This window comes from Aeromonas sp. 602396 (genome assembly GCF_049173735.1).
Classification (GTDB): domain Bacteria; phylum Pseudomonadota; class Gammaproteobacteria; order Enterobacterales; family Aeromonadaceae; genus Aeromonas; species Aeromonas veronii_A.
The window spans coordinates 55,371-75,043 of record NZ_JAAKSD010000015.1 but is presented as its reverse complement, the minus strand read 5'-3'; the positions used below and the strand labels follow the sequence as shown (position 1 = coordinate 75,043).

Annotated in this window: 18 protein-coding genes; 14 read left to right on the top strand and 4 right to left on the bottom strand. The window is 56.4% G+C overall.

Translation table 11 applies throughout. The annotated features are described in order from the left end of the window. Positions 1-204 precede the first annotated feature (204 nt). From G5229_RS16865 to ptsG, 6 genes are all read left to right on the top strand, one after another. Positions 205-540 carry a YqcC family protein gene (locus G5229_RS16865; protein ID WP_005338596.1) on the top strand — a complete coding sequence of 112 codons (336 nt, stop codon included), beginning with the start codon at positions 205-207 and terminating at the stop codon, positions 538-540. Then, positions 537-1,310 (top strand): tRNA pseudouridine(65) synthase TruC, encoded by a 774-nt coding sequence (gene truC / locus G5229_RS16860; protein WP_019445213.1) that lies wholly within the window; start codon positions 537-539, stop codon positions 1,308-1,310. Before G5229_RS16865 ends, truC begins: the two co-directional genes overlap by 4 nt. A gap of 90 nt (positions 1,311-1,400) precedes the next feature. Next, positions 1,401-1,841 (top strand): flavodoxin, encoded by a 441-nt coding sequence (locus G5229_RS16855; RefSeq protein WP_201991790.1) that lies wholly within the window; start codon positions 1,401-1,403, stop codon positions 1,839-1,841. 530 nt (positions 1,842-2,371) lie between these two features. Continuing rightward, positions 2,372-3,691, top strand: coding sequence for a maltoporin (locus tag G5229_RS16850; protein WP_302054505.1), 1,320 nt, complete (start codon positions 2,372-2,374; stop codon positions 3,689-3,691). 91 nt (positions 3,692-3,782) lie between these two features. After that, on the top strand, positions 3,783-4,754 hold the full coding sequence (locus tag G5229_RS16845) for a MalM family protein (protein WP_421209746.1): 972 nt from the start codon (positions 3,783-3,785) through the stop codon (positions 4,752-4,754). A 423-nt stretch (positions 4,755-5,177) separates the two neighbouring features. Continuing rightward, positions 5,178-6,608 carry a PTS glucose transporter subunit IIBC gene (ptsG, locus tag G5229_RS16840; RefSeq protein ID WP_005338586.1) on the top strand — a complete coding sequence of 477 codons (1,431 nt, stop codon included), beginning with the start codon at positions 5,178-5,180 and terminating at the stop codon, positions 6,606-6,608. Positions 6,609-6,856: 248 nt separating this feature from the next. Here the strand turns inward: ptsG and G5229_RS16835 are convergent, their stop codons facing one another. The 4 genes from G5229_RS16835 to map form a co-directional block, all read right to left on the bottom strand. After that, on the bottom strand, positions 6,857-7,240 hold the full coding sequence (locus tag G5229_RS16835; RefSeq protein ID WP_005338583.1) for a DUF3461 family protein: 384 nt from the start codon (positions 7,238-7,240) through the stop codon (positions 6,857-6,859). A gap of 127 nt (positions 7,241-7,367) precedes the next feature. Beyond that, positions 7,368-8,195 (bottom strand): 2,3,4,5-tetrahydropyridine-2,6-dicarboxylate N-succinyltransferase, encoded by an 828-nt coding sequence (gene dapD, locus G5229_RS16830; RefSeq protein ID WP_005338581.1) that lies wholly within the window; start codon positions 8,193-8,195, stop codon positions 7,368-7,370. 174 nt (positions 8,196-8,369) lie between these two features. Beyond that, a complete protein-coding gene (gene glnD / locus G5229_RS16825) occupies positions 8,370-11,018 on the bottom strand; it encodes a bifunctional uridylyltransferase/uridylyl-removing protein GlnD (protein WP_219263297.1) in 2,649 nt (882 codons plus the stop codon). 86 nt (positions 11,019-11,104) lie between these two features. Beyond that, on the bottom strand, positions 11,105-11,893 hold the full coding sequence (gene map / locus G5229_RS16820) for a type I methionyl aminopeptidase (protein ID WP_421209744.1): 789 nt from the start codon (positions 11,891-11,893) through the stop codon (positions 11,105-11,107). 371 nt (positions 11,894-12,264) lie between these two features. On the opposite strand from map, the gene rpsB reads away from it, so the two are divergent. The 8 genes from rpsB (at position 12,265) to rseP (ending at position 19,673) form a co-directional block, all read left to right on the top strand. Further along, the gene (gene rpsB, locus G5229_RS16815; RefSeq protein WP_204385178.1) at positions 12,265-12,993 is read left to right on the top strand and encodes a 30S ribosomal protein S2; all 729 of its coding nucleotides are present in this window, start codon (positions 12,265-12,267) and stop codon (positions 12,991-12,993) included. Positions 12,994-13,097: 104 nt separating this feature from the next. After that, complete coding sequence (gene tsf, locus G5229_RS16810) at positions 13,098-13,979, top strand: translation elongation factor Ts (RefSeq protein ID WP_005343781.1); 882 nt, start codon at positions 13,098-13,100, stop codon at positions 13,977-13,979. A 71-nt stretch (positions 13,980-14,050) separates the two neighbouring features. Continuing rightward, a complete protein-coding gene (gene pyrH, locus G5229_RS16805; RefSeq protein WP_005343782.1) occupies positions 14,051-14,785 on the top strand; it encodes a UMP kinase in 735 nt (244 codons plus the stop codon). Between the two features lie 48 nt (positions 14,786-14,833). Continuing rightward, entirely contained in the window at positions 14,834-15,391 is a 558-nt protein-coding gene (frr, locus tag G5229_RS16800; protein ID WP_216951882.1) for a ribosome recycling factor, read from the top strand. Between the two features lie 72 nt (positions 15,392-15,463). Beyond that, positions 15,464-16,240, top strand: a complete 777-nt coding sequence (gene uppS / locus G5229_RS16795) for a polyprenyl diphosphate synthase (protein WP_421209742.1) — start codon at positions 15,464-15,466, stop codon at positions 16,238-16,240. Positions 16,241-16,267: 27 nt separating this feature from the next. Beyond that, a complete protein-coding gene (locus G5229_RS16790) occupies positions 16,268-17,125 on the top strand; it encodes a phosphatidate cytidylyltransferase (RefSeq protein WP_227341179.1) in 858 nt (285 codons plus the stop codon). After that, positions 17,125-18,321: a 1-deoxy-D-xylulose-5-phosphate reductoisomerase gene (ispC, locus tag G5229_RS16785; RefSeq protein ID WP_005338569.1), complete on the top strand. Its 1,197-nt coding sequence runs from the start codon at positions 17,125-17,127 to the stop codon at positions 18,319-18,321. Before G5229_RS16790 ends, ispC begins: the two co-directional genes overlap by 1 nt. Continuing rightward, entirely contained in the window at positions 18,321-19,673 is a 1,353-nt protein-coding gene (gene rseP, locus G5229_RS16780) for a sigma E protease regulator RseP (RefSeq protein ID WP_266134120.1), read from the top strand. The genes ispC and rseP overlap by 1 nt, the downstream gene beginning before the upstream one ends.

Genomic DNA, 19,673 nt, shown 5'->3' with positions numbered 1-19,673 from the left:
TGCGCTGCGGCAGATATCAACATGGCAGCCATGCGGGGGGAGGTGTATAGTATTGCCCTTTTTTAAAGTCGGCAGGCCGCGCTGGCTGCCGTGTATGTCGACGAGCCGGCTGAATCGCCGGTGCTGTGCGACTGAATGTATCGGCATCCTGGCTGACCCTGTCGGGTCGGCGGATCAATCTGTGGTTATGAGGAAGAGAGCGAGATGAATCAATATTTGCTGGTAGCTGGCCTGTTGGGGGAACTCACCGCCGAGTTGCAGCGCCTTGAACGCTGGCAAGCTGACCATCCCGGTGACGAAGCCCTGGCAAGCACCTTGCCTTTTTGTGTCGATACCCTGAGCTTTGATCAGTGGCTGCAGTTCGTGCTGATCCCGCGCATGGAGCAGTTGGTGATGTTGCAGGCTCCGCTGCCCACCAGCGTCTCCCTCTATCCCATGGCCAGCGAAGTCTACAAAGAGGATCTGGCCGAGGCAGAAGCGCTGCTGCGCCTGATCGCCCGCTTCGACCTGCTGCTTTCCGGCAAAGTGATCGAACAATGATGCCAGCGCAAACCCGAGAAGAGAGTGACCTGAAGCTGACCCTGCTCTATCAGGATGAGTGGCTGGTGGCGGTCAACAAGCCGTCCGGTCTGCTGGTGCACCGCAGCTGGCTCGACAAGGGCGAGACCCGTTTTGCCATGCAGATGACCCGGGATCTCATCGGTGGTCGCCATGTCTATCCGGTGCATCGCCTCGATCGGCCCACCTCAGGCGTGCTGCTGTTTGCGCTCGATCCGGTGATTGCCCGCGCGCTGACCGAAGCCTTTACCCAGCGTCAGGTGCACAAGGAGTATCTGGCATTGGTGCGTGGCTGGGCGCCCGAGCAGGGGGTGATCGACTATCCCCTCAAGGAGCAGCTGGACAAGATTGCCGATGCCATGAGCAACCCGGATCGTCCCGCGCAGGATGCCGTCACCACTTTCCGGCGCCTGCATCAGGTCGAGCTGCCCCACGCGGTCTCCAAGAAGCATCCCACCAGTCGTTACAGTCTGGTCCGATTGTTCCCGAAGACCGGCCGCAAGCATCAGCTACGCCGCCATATGGATCATCTGTTCCACCCGATTGTGGGCGACACCACCCACGGCGATGGCCGCCATAACCGCTTCTTCCGCGAGCACTTTGGTTGCGAGCGGCTGCTGCTGGTGGCCCGCACCCTGAGCTTTACCCATCCGGTGCTCAAGGTGCCAATGCGGATCCAGGCTCCGCTCGGTCAGGATGTGCTGCGCCTGTTTGCCGAGCTGGGCTGGCCCGCCAGCGAGAGCGACTACTAAGCGCCTGCTCCTCAGCCCTGAACCGGTGGCATCTGACGCCAGCTTGCTGATAGAGTTGCTCAAAAGAGTGACTCAAACAGGGAGAGGAGAATGGCGCAGATCGATATCGTGGTAGGAACTGTCTATGGCGCAGCCATGTTGGTGGCCGAGACCTTGGCAGATGAGCTGGAACGCAATGGGCATCACTGTTCTCTGCACGAAGAAGCACGGCTGGCGGACATCGACCCCGGCCGTTTTTTATTGCTGGTCAGCGCCACCACCGGGCAGGGGGATATTCCACCCAATCTGCAGCCTTTTGCCAGCGAGCTGGCCGACAAGGCACCTTGGCTCAAGGGATTGCGTTATGCCCTGATTGCCATGGGGGACAGCAGCTATGACCATTTTTGTGGCGCGGGCCGTCGGCTGGACGGATTGCTGCAAGAGTTGGGGGCCACGCGAGTGATGCCCCCGCTGGAGCTGGATGCCACCGTGCACGATGAACCCGAACAGGTAGCACTCAGCTGGCTGAAAAAGTGGGATATTCAGCCCTGAATATTCTCTTGAATAGAGCCATATCAATCCCCTGAGCCTTAAGTAGCAGGGGATTGTTATTTGCACAAAAACCATCTCACTCTGCAACGCATATTTCCCCTGATGGCGGAGGGGTATTTTCCCCTTTTAGCATTCCATTGCCGTAATGGTTTCACGCGCACCGCAGACCCGTCATCCAAATAAAAGTTCCATCTTGAAAGCGATCTCAGTCATGTTTTTGTCATTCGAACGTAAAATAATGACTTTAGTTCTATCGCGAATTAATTAATGATAACGCTTTCAGGGTTGTTGTTGTTGTGTGTTTTTCTTGTTCTTCGGATTTTAATTGCGCGGTTGATGGCTTTTTTACTTGTTGTTGTTGTGGAGACCGTTTGCCGAGCGATTTGTCGCCATTTTGTGAGTCGCTTCATATTTGTCGTGAAATACGCTCCCTATAATCAACCTCGGTTATCACCAACAGGATTACATGGTGATAAGAAGTTGAATATTCAGGATCACACTCCTCACTGCGGGAAATAAGGAATATGACAATGAAAATGAAGTGGCTCCCGATTGCAGCAGCTGTTACTGCCGCCCTGGCTTCCCAAGCCGCCTTTGCCGTAGATTTCCACGGTTACTTCCGTTCCGGCGTCGGTGTTTCCGGCGACGGCGACATGGTTAAATACAACGTCAATAAAGTTGGCCGTCTGGGTAACGAAAATGATACCTACGGTGAAGTGCAACTGGGTCAGGAAGTATTCAACAAAGATGGCAAGACTTTCTATGTTGATTCCATGTTTGCCATGGCTTCCAACGGTTCAAACGACTGGGAAGGTACCGGTACTGTTTGTAACTTCGATGCCAAGCAGTGCAATGGTGATTCCGACTTCGCTCTGCGTCAGTTCAACGTACAGGCCAAAGGCTTGCTGAACTTTGCTCCTGAAGCAACCCTGTGGGCTGGTAAGCGTTACTATCAACGCCATGACATCCACATCTCCGACTTCTACTACTGGAACATCTCCGGTGCCGGTGCTGGTATCGAAGGCATCCAGGCTGGTCCGGGTAAAGTATCTTTCGCATGGGTACGCAACGATCGCAGCGCTGCCGATGTGTTTGGCCAGTACACCCAAACCGGAGTGGATGGCAACGGTAACCCGACCTATCAGAAGAATGAAGATCTGAACGTTAACACCTTGGATCTGCGTTATGCCGGCATCCCGCTGTGGACCGATGCGTCCTTGGAACTGGGCGTTGACTATGCTCTGGTCAATGAGACCAACGATCAGAAAGCACTGAAAAAGAATCCGCAAGATGGCGTGATGCTGACTGCTGAACTGACCGCTGGCATCCTCGGTGGTTTCAACAAAACCGTGCTGCAATACGGTACCGAAGGTTACTCCAAGACCATGGCTTTCTATGGCGATGGTTCCTGGTACGGCGCTGAAGCCAAAGACGGTGCTGACGGTTTCCGTATCATCAACTGGGGCGTTGTTCCGATGGGCAACTCCTGGGAGATGGGTCACCAGCTGGTTTACGGTGTAGGCAACGAAATGTGGGACGGCAACGACAAGTGGGAAACCATGTCTGTTGTTGTTCGCCCGATGTACAAGTGGGATGACTTCAACAAGACCATCTTTGAAGGCGGTTACTTCAAGGACAACAACAAGTCCACCAATGGCAGCGAAGACAAAGATGCCGGCTACAAGCTGACCCTGGCTCAAGCCTGGTCTGCTGGTTCCAGCTTCTGGGCCCGTCCGGAAATCCGTGTGTTCGCCTCCTACCTGGCTAACGACGAAGACAAGAAAGTCTTCGAAGGCAATACCTCCAAAGACACCTACCAGTTTGGTGTGCAAGCAGAAGCTTGGTGGTAAGCAAAAGTTTAAGTTAAGTTAGTGACTGCCCCCTTATGGGGGCAGTTTTGTTTCGCCGGATCACGGCCACCGGATTATGGAGATAAGAAAAATGAAACGGGTAAAGATGTCTATTGCAGCCGTAATCACTGCGCTATTAACCGGTTGTGCCGGCAACATGGTTGTTCCTCTGCAAGAACATGGCTCTATCTTGAGCGATGCAGATCAAGCCAAGCAAGCGTTGGCCAAAGCCTCCAGCTGCTGTGTGGCGTTTAAAGATTTCAGTTATGCCCCCTTGCCTGAAGGTGAGACCTTGCTGGCCATCGATGGCAAGCAACCCACTTTTCAGTTTGATGAGGGGATGAGTTACTTTGCGGCTTATCGCCTGCCGGCCAACACCGGTAATCTGGCGATTAGCCTGGCATCACAGGTGAGCAAAACCGTGATGGTGCCCAAAGTCATTATGCTGGATGCCGAGTTCAAGGTGACTCGCGTACTGGGTGAGTCTGTATTCAGTTATCAGCCTGCTCACCTGCTCGATAACGACCGTATCGAAGGGCGTCTCTTTGTTGACCGCAGCATGCCTGGCAACCCGGCCAGCGAAACATACATGATCGTCTATGCGCCTGCGGACCAACTCTCTGGCAGCACAACAATCCTTCATCCATCAAAAGCGTTTGCTCGTGCTAATGGTACCGTTGAGCCTGATATCAAGGATCCGGTGATCCCGCACTCCCCTTGGGGTTTGGTGCAGATCAAAGTCAAAGATATGGCCCGTGGAAGTGGTCTTGAAGCGGTATTCAAACCCGAATATGCCGATAAGGTGGCCATGAGCCAGGGTCAGCAGGTTGCCGCGATAGCGACGACTGCAGCCGTTACCACAACTGCAACAGCTGCGGTCGCAGCCAAACCTGCTCCTGCCATGCTGAGTGAAACAGAAGCCTTCTACCAGAGCCAGATCGAAAAAGCGGTCAAGACGGGGGATATCGACAAGGCGATGAAGCTGGTGAACGAGGCCGAGCGGGCTGGTTCAACCAAGGCAAAAAGCGTGTTTATTGATGCGGTCAAGCGGTCGCAAAAATAGAATAATACGACCATTTATTGGTCAGATATATTTATTGAGGCCTCCCTTGTTGGAGGCCTTTTTAATCGGTAGACTGTAATAAATAAAAATCACGCCGTTACATTGAGTTACAATGAGTTTCCATTTGATATAAATGGCATTATTAAAATACAAAGTGAAACTGCTATTTATATGTCTTTGTAATAGAGTGATGGTGCGGATTATTAACTTATATTAGATGCGTTTTTTAGCCGCTAAACAAGTTGTGATCTTCCCTCCAAATTCAATATTCCCCCGCCTTCGAAAGCAGCAATTTATGACCCGCTGGGTTATATTCTGATGGTCAAAATAAACAAGCCCGACTCGAAGATATCTGAATGAATCAGTCCTTATTTCATCCAGATAGATCGTTCAGGGACGACAATCCATTCAGGAGCGCACACAATGTTCAAAAATGCTTTCTCTAATCTGCAAAAGGTTGGTAAGGCGCTGATGCTGCCAGTATCAGTTTTGCCAGTCGCAGGTATTCTGCTGGGGGTGGGTGCTGCCCACTTCAGCTGGATGCCGGAAATTGTCTCCCAATTGATGGAGCAAGCCGGTGGTTCCGTATTTGGCCAGATGGCCCTGCTGTTCGCAGTGGGTGTTGCTCTGGGCTTTACCAATAACGACGGTGTATCCGGTCTGTCAGCCATCGTTGGCTACGGCATCATGGTCGCAACCCTGAAGGTCATGGCACCTGTGATGGGTGTTGAAACCATCGAAACCGGCGTGCTGGGTGGTATCCTGGCCGGTGGTATCGCTGCCTGGGCGTTCAACCGCTTCTACAAGATCCAGCTGCCAGAGTACCTGGGCTTCTTCGCGGGCAAACGTGCCGTACCCATCATCACCGGTTTCCTCTCCATCGGTCTGGGTGTCATCCTGTCCGTGATTTGGCCGCCAGTGGGTGGTGCCATCGGTGCCTTCTCTGACTGGGCTGCCAACCAGAACCCGGTACTGGCCTTCGGTATCTACGGCGTGGTTGAGCGCTCCCTGATCCCGTTCGGTCTGCACCACATCTGGAACGTACCGTTCTTCTATCAGGCGGGTACCTGTGTCAACGGTGCCGGTGAAACTGTTCACGGTATCATGACCTGCTTCCTGACTGCTGATGACGCGTCCCGCGCTGCCGGTAACGGCTTCGGTCAACTGGCTGGTGGCTATCTGTTCAAAATGTTCGGTCTGCCTGCTGCTGCGTTCGCCATCGCTCACGCTGCCAAGCCGGAAAACCGCGCCAAGATCGTTGGTATCATGGCCTCTGCTGCCCTGACCTCTTTCCTGACCGGTATCACCGAGCCGATTGAATTCTCCTTCCTGTTCATCGCTCCGGTTCTGTACGCCATCCACGCGGTACTGGCTGGTCTGGCTTATGTGCTGACCAACTCTCTGGGTATCGTACACGGTCACACCTTCTCCAACGGCTTCATCGACTTCGTGGTGCAATCGCCGCGTGCCGACAACATGCTGCTGCTGGTAGGTCTGGGTCTGGTCTACGCTGCCATCTACTATGTCGTATTCAGCTTCGTTATCCGTGCCATGAACCTGAAAACCCCGGGTCGTGAAGACGAGACTGCTGAAGAGGCCGTTGGCCAAGGCAAAGACGAGATGTCTGCTGCTCTGGTTGCCGCCTTCGGTGGTAAAGAGAACATCGCTTCTCTGGATGCCTGCATCACCCGTCTGCGTGTTGGCGTGAAAGATGTCGCCAAAGTTGACCAGGCTGGTCTGAAGAAACTGGGTGCTGCCGGTGTGGTAGTGGCTGGTTCCGGCGTACAAGCCATCTTCGGTACCAAGTCTGACAACCTGAAAACCGACATGGACATCTGGATGAAGAGCAACTAATTCTGTTGCCTGAATATCAGCGTGTTTGAAGAGGGAGGCGAAAGCCTCCCTCTTGCTATTTCTGGTTATGGGGTGAGCGAGTCGCTGCAGTTCGATCTCGGCTAGTGTCATGTTGCCCAAGGGGCGATATGTAACGGGATACCTTCTGTTGGCGTTGTGCCTCGCTCACCTTATTGCACACCATCACTATATAAAGTCAGCCAATAAAAAGAGCGCCACCAGGGCGCTCTTTTGTCAAATCGGTGGGGCTAGAGTTTCTCCAGATCCCGCTCGATTTCGCTGATCTTGTTTTGTACCACTTTTTCCAGATGGCGCAGGTCGCGCAGGATCTTCTGTTTGATATCCGGGTCGGCCTGCTGATGGACGCCCTGGGTCAGGTTGTCCAGCTCATCCACTACATACTTGAGGTTGGCATTGATCTCGGTGACATCCTTGTACTCATGGGTACCGGAGTCGACCAGCATGGTCTTGCGCTGGCGGGGATACTTGAATTTGACACTCTTGGCGAAGAACTCGCCCTTCTGCTTCTTGAAGTAGATCTTGAGGATATCGTGGTTGGCCTCCTGGCGCAGGGTATAGCTGTCGACGGAGGCGGGATCCTGGATCCCCAGGCTCTTCAGATTCTCGTACATCAGGCTTCCTCGGTTTGAAACGATCCTGTCTCATCCATCTTAACCGATGCCTCATGGCTTGCCTGTGACAGGGGTGCCAAAATCAAAAGGGCGCCATCAGGCGCCCTTTTCATCACAGCAATGCTGATTACTCGTCGATGGAGCGCAGCAGAGCGTTGATGCCGACTTTGGCGCGAGTCTTGGCATCAACCTTCTTGACGATCACCGCCGCGTAGAGGCTGTACTTGCCGCACTTGGAGGGCAGGGAGCCGGAGACGACCACGGAGCCAGCCGGTACGCGGCCGTAGTGGATCTCGCCGGTTTCGCGGTCATAGATGCGGGTGGACTGGCCGATGAAGACGCCCATGGAGATGACGGAACCTTCCTCAACGATCACCCCTTCAACCACTTCGGAGCGGGCACCGATAAAGCAGTTGTCTTCGATGATGGTCGGGTTGGCCTGCAGCGGTTCCAGTACGCCACCGATGCCGACGCCGCCGGAGAGGTGGACGTTCTTACCGATCTGGGCGCAAGAGCCGACAGTGGCCCAGGTATCGACCATGGTACCTTCGTCAACGAAGGCGCCGATGTTGACGTAGGAGGGCATCAGCACGGTATTGGGGGCGATAAAGGAGCCTTTGCGAGCTGTTGCCGGCGGCACCACGCGCACACCCGCTTCCTTGAACTGCTCGGCGGTGTAGTTGGAGAACTTGAGGGGAACCTTGTCGTAGTACTGGGCATCGTCGCCCTTGATGATGCCGTTGTCGTTGATGCGGAAGTAGAGCAGTACCGCTTTCTTCAACCACTGATGGACAACCCACTCACCGGCGATCTTCTCGGCAACCCGTGCCTTGCCGGAGTCCAGCAGGTCGATGGCTTGCAGGATGGCGGACTTGGTGGCGCTATCCACGGAGCCCGGAGTAATGGTGTCGCGGCGCTCGAAGGCCGCTTCAATGATCTGTTGCAACTCGGTCATGACAGGTTTCCTTTAAAAAATTCTGTTTGTTGTATCACACTTTTCCGACTGTTTTTAAGGGGTTGACCGGAATTCTTCCGGCCAGCGGCCATTTCTTCATCCGGTGTGCGCCAACCAGTTGTTTGGTATGGTAAAAAACGCCCGACAATCAGCCTCTTTCGAATCACTCTTCGCTTAATCCAGTACCGACTGCTGGGGATTGAGCTGGTGTACCAGTCGCTCTTCCAGCTGTTTTTGCTGCTCGGCGGTCAATGGCTCGCCATCGAGGCTGGTCAGGCTGAAAAAGTCCTCGACCCGCTCGCCGAAGGTGGCGATTTTGGCGGCGTGCAGCGACAGCCCGCACTGCTGGAAAACGGCACCGATCCGTGCCAGCAGGCCGGGGGTATCGAGGGCAGTCAGCTCCATCAGGGTGTGACGGCTCTCTCCTTTAGTGGGCGAAGAGCGGGGCAGGAAGACCACCCGGGTCGGCACGCTGAACTGGCGGTGGCGCCGTGACAACGGCTTGTTGCGTAGCACCAGCTTGCCAGGCTCCTGCAGCGCCTTCTCCAGCGCTTTCTTGATGGTGGCTGTGCGATTGGGGCTGATAGGTTCGCCGCTCGGCTCCAGCACCACGAAGGTATCGAGCACATAGTTGCTGCGCGAGTTCATGATCTGGGCGTCGTGGATGTTGAGGTTCTTCTGATCCAGCGCCGAGGCGACGGTGGCAAACAGATTCGGGGTATCGCGGCAGTAGATAAACACCTCGCTGCCGCCGCGGGTCGGATGTTTGCCGATGATCACCAGCGGTGCCGGATTGTCGCCATGCTCGATGATGTGGCGGCAGTGCCAGGCGATCTGTTCCGGGCTGTGACGCAGGAAGTAATCGGCCTTGAAGTCGCCCCAGAGCTGATTGATTGCCTCTTCCGATACATCCCGTTGCGCAAGCAGTTGCTTGGCCTGACGCTGGTTTTCGCGAATGCGCAGCCGCATGTCGGGCGGGTTCTCCAGCCCTTGACGCAGCGCCTTCTGGGTCGCGAAGTAGAGCTCCCGCAGCAGGGTGCCCTTCCAGTCGTTCCACAGGGTATCGTTGGTGGCGCAGATATCGGCCACGGTAAGGCAGTAGAGCAGGTCTAGATGCTGCTCGTCGCGCACCTTCTGGGCAAAATCGGTGACCACGTCGGGGTCATAGATGTCACGGCGTTGGGCGGTGACCGACATCAACAGGTGGTGGCGCACCAGCCAGGCGACCAGTCGACTCTCGTAGCGATCGAGGCCGTGCAGCTGGCAGAACTCCAGCGCATCGACGGCGCCGAGTTCCGAGTGATCGCCGCGCCGCCCTTTGGCGATGTCGTGGAACAGGGCGGCGATGCTGAGCAGCTCCGGTTTGCGCAGCCGGGTGAAGACCTCGTGGCAGAGCGGGTGGCTCTGGCGACTGGCCGGATTGGGGAACTGGTGAATGTTTTTGAGCAGCCGGTGGGTGTGCTCATCCACCGTGTAGGCGTGGAACATGTCGAACTGCATCTGGCCGACGATCAGGTTCCACTGGGGCAGATAGGCGGCGAGGATGCCGTACTTGTGCATCAGGGTGAGCGGCAGGCCGATGCCGTTGGGGTGGCGCAGCAGCGCCATAAAGAGGCGACGGCAGTCAGGCAAGTCCTGCAGCCAGCAGTTGAGTTTGCGGCGTGCCTCGCGCAGTTGGCGCAGGGTTGCCGAGTGGATGCCGGCAATCTCGGGATGCTGGGCCATCTGATAGAAGAGGCGCAGGATGGCGGCCGGTTCACGGCTAAACAGCTCCGCATCCACCGCATCGATGAGGCGGCCACGGAGCTGGAACTCGTCGGAGAGGCGGCGCACATCCATGGCGGTGTTGCCGAGGATGGCTTCGTCAAACAGCTGCAGCAGCATCTCGTTGAGCTCGGAGACCCGCCGTACCGTCTGATAGAAGCGTTTCATCATCTGCTCGACCGGAGTGTTGCCTTCCCCCTCGAACCCCAACATCTGGGCTACGGTGCGCTGGCGATCGAACAGCAGGCGGTTATCTCCCTTGTTGATGGCCATGTGCAGGGCAAAGCGCACCTTCCAGAGAAAATTCTGGCAGTCGAGCAGTTCGCGGTACTCGGCGCGATTGAGAAAGCCGTGGCTGGTCATCTCGAACAAGGTAGTGGCGCCAAAGTGGCGGCGGGCGACCCAGGCGAGGGTTTGAATGTCGCGCAGGCCGCCCGGATTGCTCTTGAGATCGGGCTCCAGCTTGTAGGCGGTGCCGAGAAACTGTTGATGACGCTCCGCCTGCTCCTGGCGCTTGGCACGAAAGAAGGCTTCACTTGGCCAGAAGTGCTGGGGGCCGGTGGCCTCTTTCAGTTGCCGAAAGCCCTCCTGGCGACCTGTGATGTAGCGGGCCTCGATGAGGTTGGTGGCGACCGTAATATCGGCGCGCCCCTGCTCGAGACACTCCGCCACGTTGCGCACCGCCTGACCCACCTCCAGCTTGAGATCCCACAACAGGGTGATGAACTCGCCAATGCGTAGTCCCAACACTTCGTCCAGTTCGTCGCCGTCATAGAGGATCAGCAGGTCGATATCGGAGTGGGGGTGCAGCTCGCCGCGGCCATAGCCCCCCACCGCGATCAGGGTCAGGTCGCTCTTGTCGAAGCCAAACTTCTGCCACAGGCGGCAGAGCAACTGATCCATGTATTCGGAGCGGGTGGCAACCAGCTCGATGATGTTGTCGCCGGCATCAAAACGGGCGTGCAGCCAGCCGAGAAAGCGGCTCAGGTACTCTTTGCAGTTGTCGCGAGTGAGCTGATCATCGGGTAACAAATGGGGGGAAAGCAGGCTGGCGTCCATGGCATCTCACACGCAAGTGGCAGGCAAACGGCTGAAACAGAAGTAAAAACCCCGGCGCTTTGGAAGTTCAGGGCCGGGGTTCGATGTTAGCTGTGTTTGATGAAGCGGTCGATAGTGTCATCGGGGCGCAGGGTGAGCACCTCGCAGCCATCCTCGGTCACCAGCAGGGTGTGCTCCCACTGGGCGGAGTCGCCGCCATCCTTGGTGGTCACGGTCCAGCCATCCTTCGGATTGACCTTGCAGTGATACTTCTTGCTGTTGACCATCGGCTCGATGGTGAAGCACATGCCTGCTTTCAGCTCCAGCTTGCCACTGTTGCGGTAGTGCAGGATCTGCGGCTCTTCGTGGAACTCGGCACCGATGCCGTGGCCGCAGTAGTCACGCACCACGGAGAAGCCGCCCTTCTCGACGATGGGCTGGATCACGGCGCCAATTTCGGTGATGCAGGCACCCGGACGCACCTTCTTGATGGCAGCGTAGAGGCTCTCTTGCGCAACCTTGCAGAGCTGGCGGCGCAGCGGGGTGGTCTCGCCCACGATGAACATGGCCGAGGTATCGCCGTGGTAGCCATCCTTGATAACGGTGATGTCGAGGTTGATGATGTCGCCATCACGCAGCTTCTTGTGGTTCGGGATGCCGTGGCAGATCACATCGTTCACCGAGGTACAGATGGATTTGGGGAAACCGTGATAGTTGAGCGGGGCCGGGATGGCCTGCTGCACGTCGACAATATAGTTGTGGCAGAGGGTGTTCAGTTCGTCAGTGGTGACGCCAGCTTTGACATGGGGCGCAATCATGACCAGCACATCGGCGGCCAATTGGCCGGCAACGCGCATCTTTTCAATCTCTTCCGGTGTCTTGATTTTAATGGACATGGGATCTCTCTTGGGACCTGATCGCGCATCTATCGATGTCCGGCAATCAGGTAATGAAAAATAGATGCGTTTGCAATCAGGCCAAAATTTTATCCGCAACCCCCGCGTACTTCCAGTGTGATTGTCATCACAGCGTCAAATGGCAGTCGCAACCTCCTCTGGCGGGATCCAGATTTACACCTGTTTAGAGTGTCGGCCGGTGGTGTCCTGAACAAAGTTATGGTATAAAGCGCGCCGGAATGGGGAACTTGCGTCCCGATTTCATCACCCTTACTTAAACAACACACACACATCGACACATATGCCGGGGTGCCTTAACGGGTCGGTTATATGGGATGTGTGGAGGCCTAACCCCAATATAGAGGTATAAAATGGCTAAAGTTTCTATGCGCGACATGCTGCAAGCCGGCGTTCACTTCGGTCACCAGACTCGTTACTGGAACCCGAAAATGAAATCCTACATCTTCGGTGCCCGCAGCAAAGTTCACATCATCAACCTGGAAAAAACCGTTCCGATGTTTGACGATGCCATGAACTTCATCAGCTCCGTAGCTGCCAAGAAAGGCAAGGTACTGTTCGTAGGTACCAAGCGTGCCGCGTCTGAAGCCGTAAAAGAAGCCGCTGAGCGTTGCGACCAGTTCTATGTTAACCACCGCTGGCTGGGCGGCATGCTGACCAACTGGAAAACCGTTCGTCAGTCCATCAAGCGCCTGAAAGATCTGGAAACCCAGAGCCAGGACGGTACCTTCGAGAAGCTGACCAAGAAAGAGGCGCTGATGCGTACTCGCGAAATGGAAAAGCTGGAGAAGAGCCTGGGTGGTATCAAGAACATGGGCGGCCTGCCTGACGTTCTGTTCGTTGTCGATGCTGACCACGAGCACATCGCTATCAAAGAAGCCAACAACCTGGGTATCCCGGTAGTTTCCATCGTTGATACCAACTCCAACCCGGACGGCGTTGATTACGTCATCCCGGGTAACGACGACGCTATCCGTGCCGTACAGCTGTACCTGAATGCTGCTGCTGACACCGTACTGGAAGCTCGCGAGCAGGACATCGTTGTTCAAGCCGAACAAGATGGCTTCGTTGAAGCTGAGTAATTGATAAGGTCTGCAAAGCCCTTATTAACCAAGCTGATGTAATTGGTTAGCAGGGGCCCTTGTGGCCCCTGTTTCTTGTCAATTCAAGACCGAGGATACTGGACATGGCAAACATTTCTGCCGCCCTGGTAAAAGAACTGCGCGAGCGCACCGCCGCTGGCATGATGGATTGCAAAAAAGCACTGGAAGAGGCCAACGGCGATATCGAGCTGGCCATCGAGAACATGCGTAAATCCGGTCAGGCCAAAGCCGCCAAGAAAGCTGGCCGTATCGCCGCTGAAGGTGTGATTTTCGCCCGTACCGAAGGCAACGTTGCCGTCATGATCGAGCTGAACTGCGAGACTGACTTCGTTTCCAAGGATGCCGGTTTCCTGGCCATGGGTCAGAAGATCGTCGAGATCGCAGCTACCCAGAAGATCGCAGACGTTGATGCGCTGAAAGCCGCTGATTTTGGCAACGGCGAATCCGTAGAGCTGACCATCACCAACCTGATCGCCAAGATCGGTGAGAACATGAACCTGCGTCGCGTGATGCTGGTTGAAGGTGACAACCTGGGCACCTACGTTCACGGTTCCCGCATCGGTGTTATCACCAAGCTGACCGGTGGTTCCGACGAACTGGCCAAAGATCTGGCCATGCACGTTGCAGCCAACAGCCCGCAATTCGTCAAGCCTGAAGATGTATCTGCTGAAGTCGTTGCCAAAGAGCGCGAAATCCAGATCGACATCGCCATCAACTCCGGCAAGCCGAAAGAGATCGCCGAGAAGATGGTTGAAGGTCGCATGAAGAAGTTCACCGGTGAGGTTTCCCTGACTGGTCAGCCGTTCGTGAAAGATCCTTCCATGACTGTTGCCGAGCTGCTGAAGAAAGAAGGCGCTGACGTTGTCTCCTTCACCCGTTTCGAAGTGGGCGAAGGCATCGAGAAGCAAGAGACCGATTTCGCTGCTGAAGTTGCAGCCCAAATCGCGGCCGCTCAAAAGGCCTAATCGAACCGGTTTTTCCGTTTCCCCAGACCGCGACTTATGTCGCGGTCTTTATATGACCAGGAATCAGTGACATGAGTACCAATCCCAAACCTGCATACAGACGTGTTCTTCTGAAGTTGAGTGGTGAAGCCCTGCAAGGATCCGAGGGTTTCGGCATTGATCCGGCAGTGCTGGAGCGGATGGCCCAAGAGATCAAAGAGCTGGTTGAGCTGGGTGTTCAGGTCGGTCTGGTCATCGGTGGCGGCAACCTGTTCCGTGGTGCCGGTCTTGCCAAGGCGGGCATGAACCGCGTGGTGGGCGACCACATGGGTATGCTGGCAACCGTGATGAACGGTCTGGCCATGCGTGATGCTCTGCATCGTGCTTATGTGAATGCCCGTCTGATGTCTGCCATTTCCCTGCAAGGGGTTTGTGATTCCTACAGCTGGGCCGAGGCAATCAGCCAGCTGCGTGCAGGCAAAGTGGTGATCTTCTCTGCCGGTACTGGCAACCCCTTCTTCACTACCGATTCTGCGGCTTGCCTGCGCGGGATCGAGATCGAAGCCGATGTAGTGCTCAAGGCCACCAAGGTTGATGGTGTATACAACGAAGATCCAGTCAAGAATCCGGATGCCGTGCTGTACCATGAATTGAGTTATGATGAAGTTCTTGAAAAAGAGCTCAAGGTGATGGATCTTGCTGCTTTTACTCTGGCACGTGACCATGATCTGCCGATCCGGGTGTTCAACATGAACAAGCCGGGCGCTTTGCGCCGGGTTATCATGGGTGAGCCGGAAGGTACCCTGATCCATTACGTCAGCAAATAATATAGATGCGAGCCGCATGGCGGCTCGTTCGCCAAAAGGAAAACCGCTGTGATCAACGAGATTAAAAACGACGCCAAGGAGCGTATGGGCAAGAGTGTCGAATCACTCAAGACCCAGATGTCCAAGATCCGTACTGGCCGTGCTCACCCGAGCCTGCTCGACGGCATCCAGGTTGAGTATTACGGTGCTGCCACTCCGCTGAAACAGTTGGCCAACGTCGTGGCAGAAGATGCTCGCACCCTCTCCATCTCCATTTTTGACCGCTCCATGATCCAGGCGGTAGAGAAGGCGATCCTGACCTCCGATCTGGGCCTGAACCCCTCCAGCAATGGCCAGACCCTGCGCGTGCCGCTGCCGCCGCTGACCGAAGAGCGCCGTCGCGACCTGACCAAGATCGTCCGTGCCGAAGCGGAAAACGCCCGTGTTGCCGTGCGCAACATTCGCCGCGATGCCAACGCCGACCTGAAAGCGCTGCTGAAGGACAAAGAGATCTCCGAAGACGACGACCGTCGCGCCCAGGAAGAGATCCAGAAACTGACAGACTCCTACATCAAGCTGGTCGATGAGGCTCTTGCTGCAAAGGAGAAGGAGCTAATGGAAATCTAAGCGCCTGAAAGGTATATTACGAGCGCCGTGTAGTGCCCCTGCACGGCGCTTTTGTCTTTGTGGGAGAAAACCATGTCGCTTTTGGCTGCGTTGGGTGATTGTGCCAACTCGTCTTTACCCCGTCACGTCGCCATCATCATGGATGGTAACGGTCGCTGGGCCCAGAACCGAGGCAAGATGCGGGTTTATGGCCACAAGGCGGGCGTCAAGTCAGTGCGCGAGGCCGTTACCTTTGCTGCGCGAGCCAAGATCGAGGCATTGACCCTGTTTGCATTCTCCAGCGAAAACTGGCGTCGTCCGGAAGGGGAAGTCAGCGCCTTGATGGAGCTGTTCATTACCGTGCTGGGCCGCGAGGTGAACAAACTTCACAGTCACGGGATCCGGCTCAGGGTGATTGGCGATACAGATCGCTTCAGTGATCGGTTGCAGGCCAAAATCGCCAAGGCGGAAGCCTTGACCGCCAATAACAAGGGATTGACCCTGAACATTGCAGCCAACTATGGCGGCCAGTGGGATATCGCTCAGGCGGCTCGCAAGCTGGCCCGCGCGGTTGTTGCCGGTGAACTGGCCGCAGACGACATTGATGAATCCATGTTGACCCGCGAGGTTTGCATGGCCGATCTGCCACCCGTGGACCTGTTGATCCGCACCGGTGGCGATCATCGCATCAGCAACTTTGTGTTATGGCAGCTCGCCTATGCAGAGCTCTATTTTACCCCGGTATTGTGGCCCGATTTCAACGAGGCCGAGTTCAGTGAGGCGGTTGCCTCTTTCGTTGCCCGCGAGCGTCGCTTCGGTTGCACGGGTGAACAGATACGGGAATTGATCGCCGAGCAGCAGACCGGCTAAACCCCGCTCCCAAGAGAGAGGTTTCTTTTGCTAAAACAACGAATTATTACTGCTTTGATGTTGATCCCCCTGGTGTTGGGGGCGCTCTTCTTTCTGCCATTGAAATTTTTTGCCCTGTTGGCAGCGCTGGTGTTTTTGTTGGCCAGTCGCGAATGGAGTGGGTTTGTCTCTGCTGCTCCGCAGCAATGGTTACCCATCGTATTTTGTCTGTTGCTCGGTGCCAGCCTCTTTTGGCTGCCGGTGGAGCAACTCTGGACGCCTCACCTGCACCCCCTGGTGATGGGCGTGCTCTGGACCGCGGTAAGCTGGTGGCTGCTGGGTCTGCTGCTGGTGCTGCGCTATCCCCAAAGCGCCAAGCTGTGGAAAGAGTCTCTCTGGCTCAAGTCCCTGTTTGGTCTGGTGACCCTGGTTCCCTTCTTCTGGTCGCTGGTCGCCATCCGTGGTTACAACTTTTACCATGACCCCATGATGGGCGCCTGGATCCTGTTGTTCGTGATGGGACTGGTCTGGGCGGCAGATTCTGGCGCGTATTTTTTCGGCAAGGCGTTCGGTAAGCACAAGCTGGCACCGGCTGTGAGTCCGGGCAAAACCATCGAAGGGATGTGCGGCGGCCTCTTTACCGCCAGCCTGCTGGCCATCGGTGTCACCTGGTCGATGGGATTTGTTCCTGCCAAGATGATCACCGTGCTGTTTTGCTCTCTGCTGGCGGTGCTAGCCTCCGTACTCGGCGATCTGACCGAAAGCATGTTCAAGCGCGAGGCGGGCATCAAGGACTCCGGCACCCTGTTGCCGGGTCATGGCGGCATTCTCGACCGGATCGACAGCCTGACCGCCGCCCTGCCGGTGTTTCTGCTCAGTTATCTGCTACTCAGTCAGGAGTTTTGATGCACAAGTCACTGGTTATTCTGGGAGCCTCCGGCTCCATTGGTCAGAGTACCTTGAAAGTGCTGCGCCATAACCCGGGCAGTTGGCAAGTATTGGCGTTGACCGCCGCCCGCAACGTGGATGCCATGTTGCGGGACTGCCTCGAATTCTCCCCCCGTTTTGCCGTGATGGTCGATGAGGATGCCGCCCGTGAACTGGCTGCCCGTCTGAAAGCGCACGGCAGTGCGACCCGGGTCATGTCTGGTGCAGCAGCCCTCTGCGAGGTTGCCGCTCACCCCGACGCCCATAGCGTGATGGCCGCCATCGTCGGTGCGGCCGGACTGGCCCCGACCATGGCCGCGGTACGTGCCGGCAAGCGTATTTTGCTGGCCAACAAGGAGGCGCTGGTGATGTCCGGTGCTTTCTTCATGGAGGCCGTTCGCGAGCATGGTGCCGAGCTGCTGCCCATCGACAGCGAACACAATGCCATCTTCCAGTGTCTGCCGACCGCCGTGCAGCGCCAGCCCGGTTTTTGCGATCTGGCGGCGGCGGGGATCAGCAAGATTTTGCTGACCGGTTCCGGCGGCCCGTTCCGTTACACCGAGATCAGCGAGCTGGCCAAGGTGACGCCGGCGCAGGCCATCGCTCATCCCAACTGGTCGATGGGGGCCAAGATTTCGGTCGACTCCGCCACCATGATCAACAAGGGGCTGGAGTACATCGAGGCGCGCTGGTTGTTCAATGCGGCGCCCGAGCAGATCCAGGTGGTGATCCACCCGCAGTCGGTGATCCACTCCATGGTGCAGTACAAGGATGGCTCCGTGCTGGCCCAGCTTGGCAATCCGGATATGTGTACCCCCATTGCCCATGCGCTGGCTTATCCCAATCGCATCCCCTCCAGTGTGGAACCTTTGGATTTCTTCAGTGTCGGAGAGTTCAGCTTTATCCGGCCCGATTATGATCGCTACCCCTGTCTGGCGCTGGCCATCAATGCCTGCCAGAAGGGACAAGCGGCGACTACTGCGCTCAATGCGGCCAACGAGGAGGCGGTTGCCGCCTTCCTGGCCGGGCGCATCGGTTTTATGGATATTGCCCGGATCAACGAGGCAGTGATGCTGGCGCTGGAGAGCAGCGCCGTCGGCTCGCTCGATGATCTGTTTGCCCTGGACGGTGCGGCAAGAGCCCGTGCTCACACTTTGATTGAGGAGCTTGGCTGATGGGCGGTGTGTTGTGGAATATCGGTGCTTTTGTTGTTGCGCTGGGCCTGCTGGTCGCGGTGCACGAGTTTGGTCACTTCTGGGTGGCCCGTCGTTGTGGCGTCAAGGTTGAGCGCTTCTCCATCGGTTTTGGCAAGGCGATCTGGCGCCGGATGGGTAAAGATGGCACCGAATATGTGCTGGCGCTGATCCCGCTCGGTGGTTACGTCAAGATGCTCGATGGCCGGGTCGATGAACTCAAGCCCGGTGACGAGCAGTATGCCTTCAACCACAAGAGTGTCTGGGCGCGGATGGCGATTGTCGCCGCAGGTCCCATGGCCAACTTCGTCTTTGCCCTGTTTGCCCTCTGGCTGATGTTTATCATCGGGGTGCCGAGCGTCAAGCCGGTGATCGGTGAAGTGCGTCCGGCATCCATCGTGGCCGAGGCGGGTGTGCTGCCCGGGATGGAGATTGTCGGGGTCGGCGATGAGCTGACCGGTGACTGGGAGAGCGTCACCTACGCTCTTATAAGTCATCTGGGTGATGATGCAGTGACTCTCAAGGTGCAGGCACCCAATACCAGCTATGCCACCGATAAAACCTTGTCGCTGACCGGCTGGACCTTCGATCCGGATAAAGAGTCGCCTATCGGCAGCTTGGGGATCGTCCCCCTGAGTGGCAAAGTGCTGCCAGTCGTGGCTGCAGTGGTGGCCAAGAGTGCCAGTGAAAAGGCGGGGCTGCAGGTCGGTGACCGTATCAAACAGGTCGGCGATCAGCCTATTACCGCGTGGGCCCAGTTTGTCGAACTGGTGCAGCAGGCACCGGGCGAACCCCTTCAAGTGGTGGTTGAGCGCAACAACAGTGATCTCAACGTGACCCTGACCCCGGATAGCCGCAAGGTGCAGGGCAAGCTGGTGGGATTCGTCGGTCTCTCACCGCAACTGGTTCCATTACCGGATGAATATCGAATTCTGTTACAGTATGGGCCTTTGCAGGCGCTGTGGCATGGCGCGGACAAAACCTGGAGCCTGATCACGCTCACCTTTGACATGATTGGCAAGTTGATTGGTGGCATCGTGTCGCTGGACAACCTGAGTGGCCCCATCTCCATTGCCAAGGGCGCCGGCAGCAGTGCCGACTATGGTCTGGTCTATTTCTTGAGTTTTCTGGCGCTGATCAGCGTCAATCTGGGGATTATCAATCTGTTCCCCCTGCCGGTGCTTGATGGTGGCCATCTGGTCTATTTCCTGATCGAAGCGGTCACCGGCAAGCCGGTATCAGAGAAAATACAGGAAGTGGGTTTCAGGATCGGTGCCGCCATTCTGATGTTATTGATGGGCATTGCGCTGTTTAACGATTTCGCTCGCCTCTGA

Coding starts and splice junctions, on each gene's coding strand:
- G5229_RS16865 (WP_005338596.1), top strand. CDS start 205: ATGAATCAATATTTGCTGGTAGCTGGCCTGTTGGGGGAACTCACCGCC.
- rpsB (WP_204385178.1), top strand. CDS start 12,265: ATGGCTAAAGTTTCTATGCGCGACATGCTGCAAGCCGGCGTTCACTTC.
- glnD (WP_219263297.1), bottom strand. CDS start 11,018: ATGGACGCCAGCCTGCTTTCCCCCCATTTGTTACCCGATGATCAGCTC.
- G5229_RS16845 (WP_421209746.1), top strand. CDS start 3,783: ATGAAACGGGTAAAGATGTCTATTGCAGCCGTAATCACTGCGCTATTA.
- dapD (WP_005338581.1), bottom strand. CDS start 8,195: ATGACCGAGTTGCAACAGATCATTGAAGCGGCCTTCGAGCGCCGCGAC.
- G5229_RS16855 (WP_201991790.1), top strand. CDS start 1,401: ATGGCGCAGATCGATATCGTGGTAGGAACTGTCTATGGCGCAGCCATG.
- ispC (WP_005338569.1), top strand. CDS start 17,125: ATGCACAAGTCACTGGTTATTCTGGGAGCCTCCGGCTCCATTGGTCAG.
- rseP (WP_266134120.1), top strand. CDS start 18,321: ATGGGCGGTGTGTTGTGGAATATCGGTGCTTTTGTTGTTGCGCTGGGC.
- truC (WP_019445213.1), top strand. CDS start 537: ATGATGCCAGCGCAAACCCGAGAAGAGAGTGACCTGAAGCTGACCCTG.
- pyrH (WP_005343782.1), top strand. CDS start 14,051: ATGAGTACCAATCCCAAACCTGCATACAGACGTGTTCTTCTGAAGTTG.
- ptsG (WP_005338586.1), top strand. CDS start 5,178: ATGTTCAAAAATGCTTTCTCTAATCTGCAAAAGGTTGGTAAGGCGCTG.
- uppS (WP_421209742.1), top strand. CDS start 15,464: ATGTCGCTTTTGGCTGCGTTGGGTGATTGTGCCAACTCGTCTTTACCC.
- map (WP_421209744.1), bottom strand. CDS start 11,893: ATGTCCATTAAAATCAAGACACCGGAAGAGATTGAAAAGATGCGCGTT.
- tsf (WP_005343781.1), top strand. CDS start 13,098: ATGGCAAACATTTCTGCCGCCCTGGTAAAAGAACTGCGCGAGCGCACC.
- G5229_RS16835 (WP_005338583.1), bottom strand. CDS start 7,240: ATGTACGAGAATCTGAAGAGCCTGGGGATCCAGGATCCCGCCTCCGTC.
- G5229_RS16850 (WP_302054505.1), top strand. CDS start 2,372: ATGAAAATGAAGTGGCTCCCGATTGCAGCAGCTGTTACTGCCGCCCTG.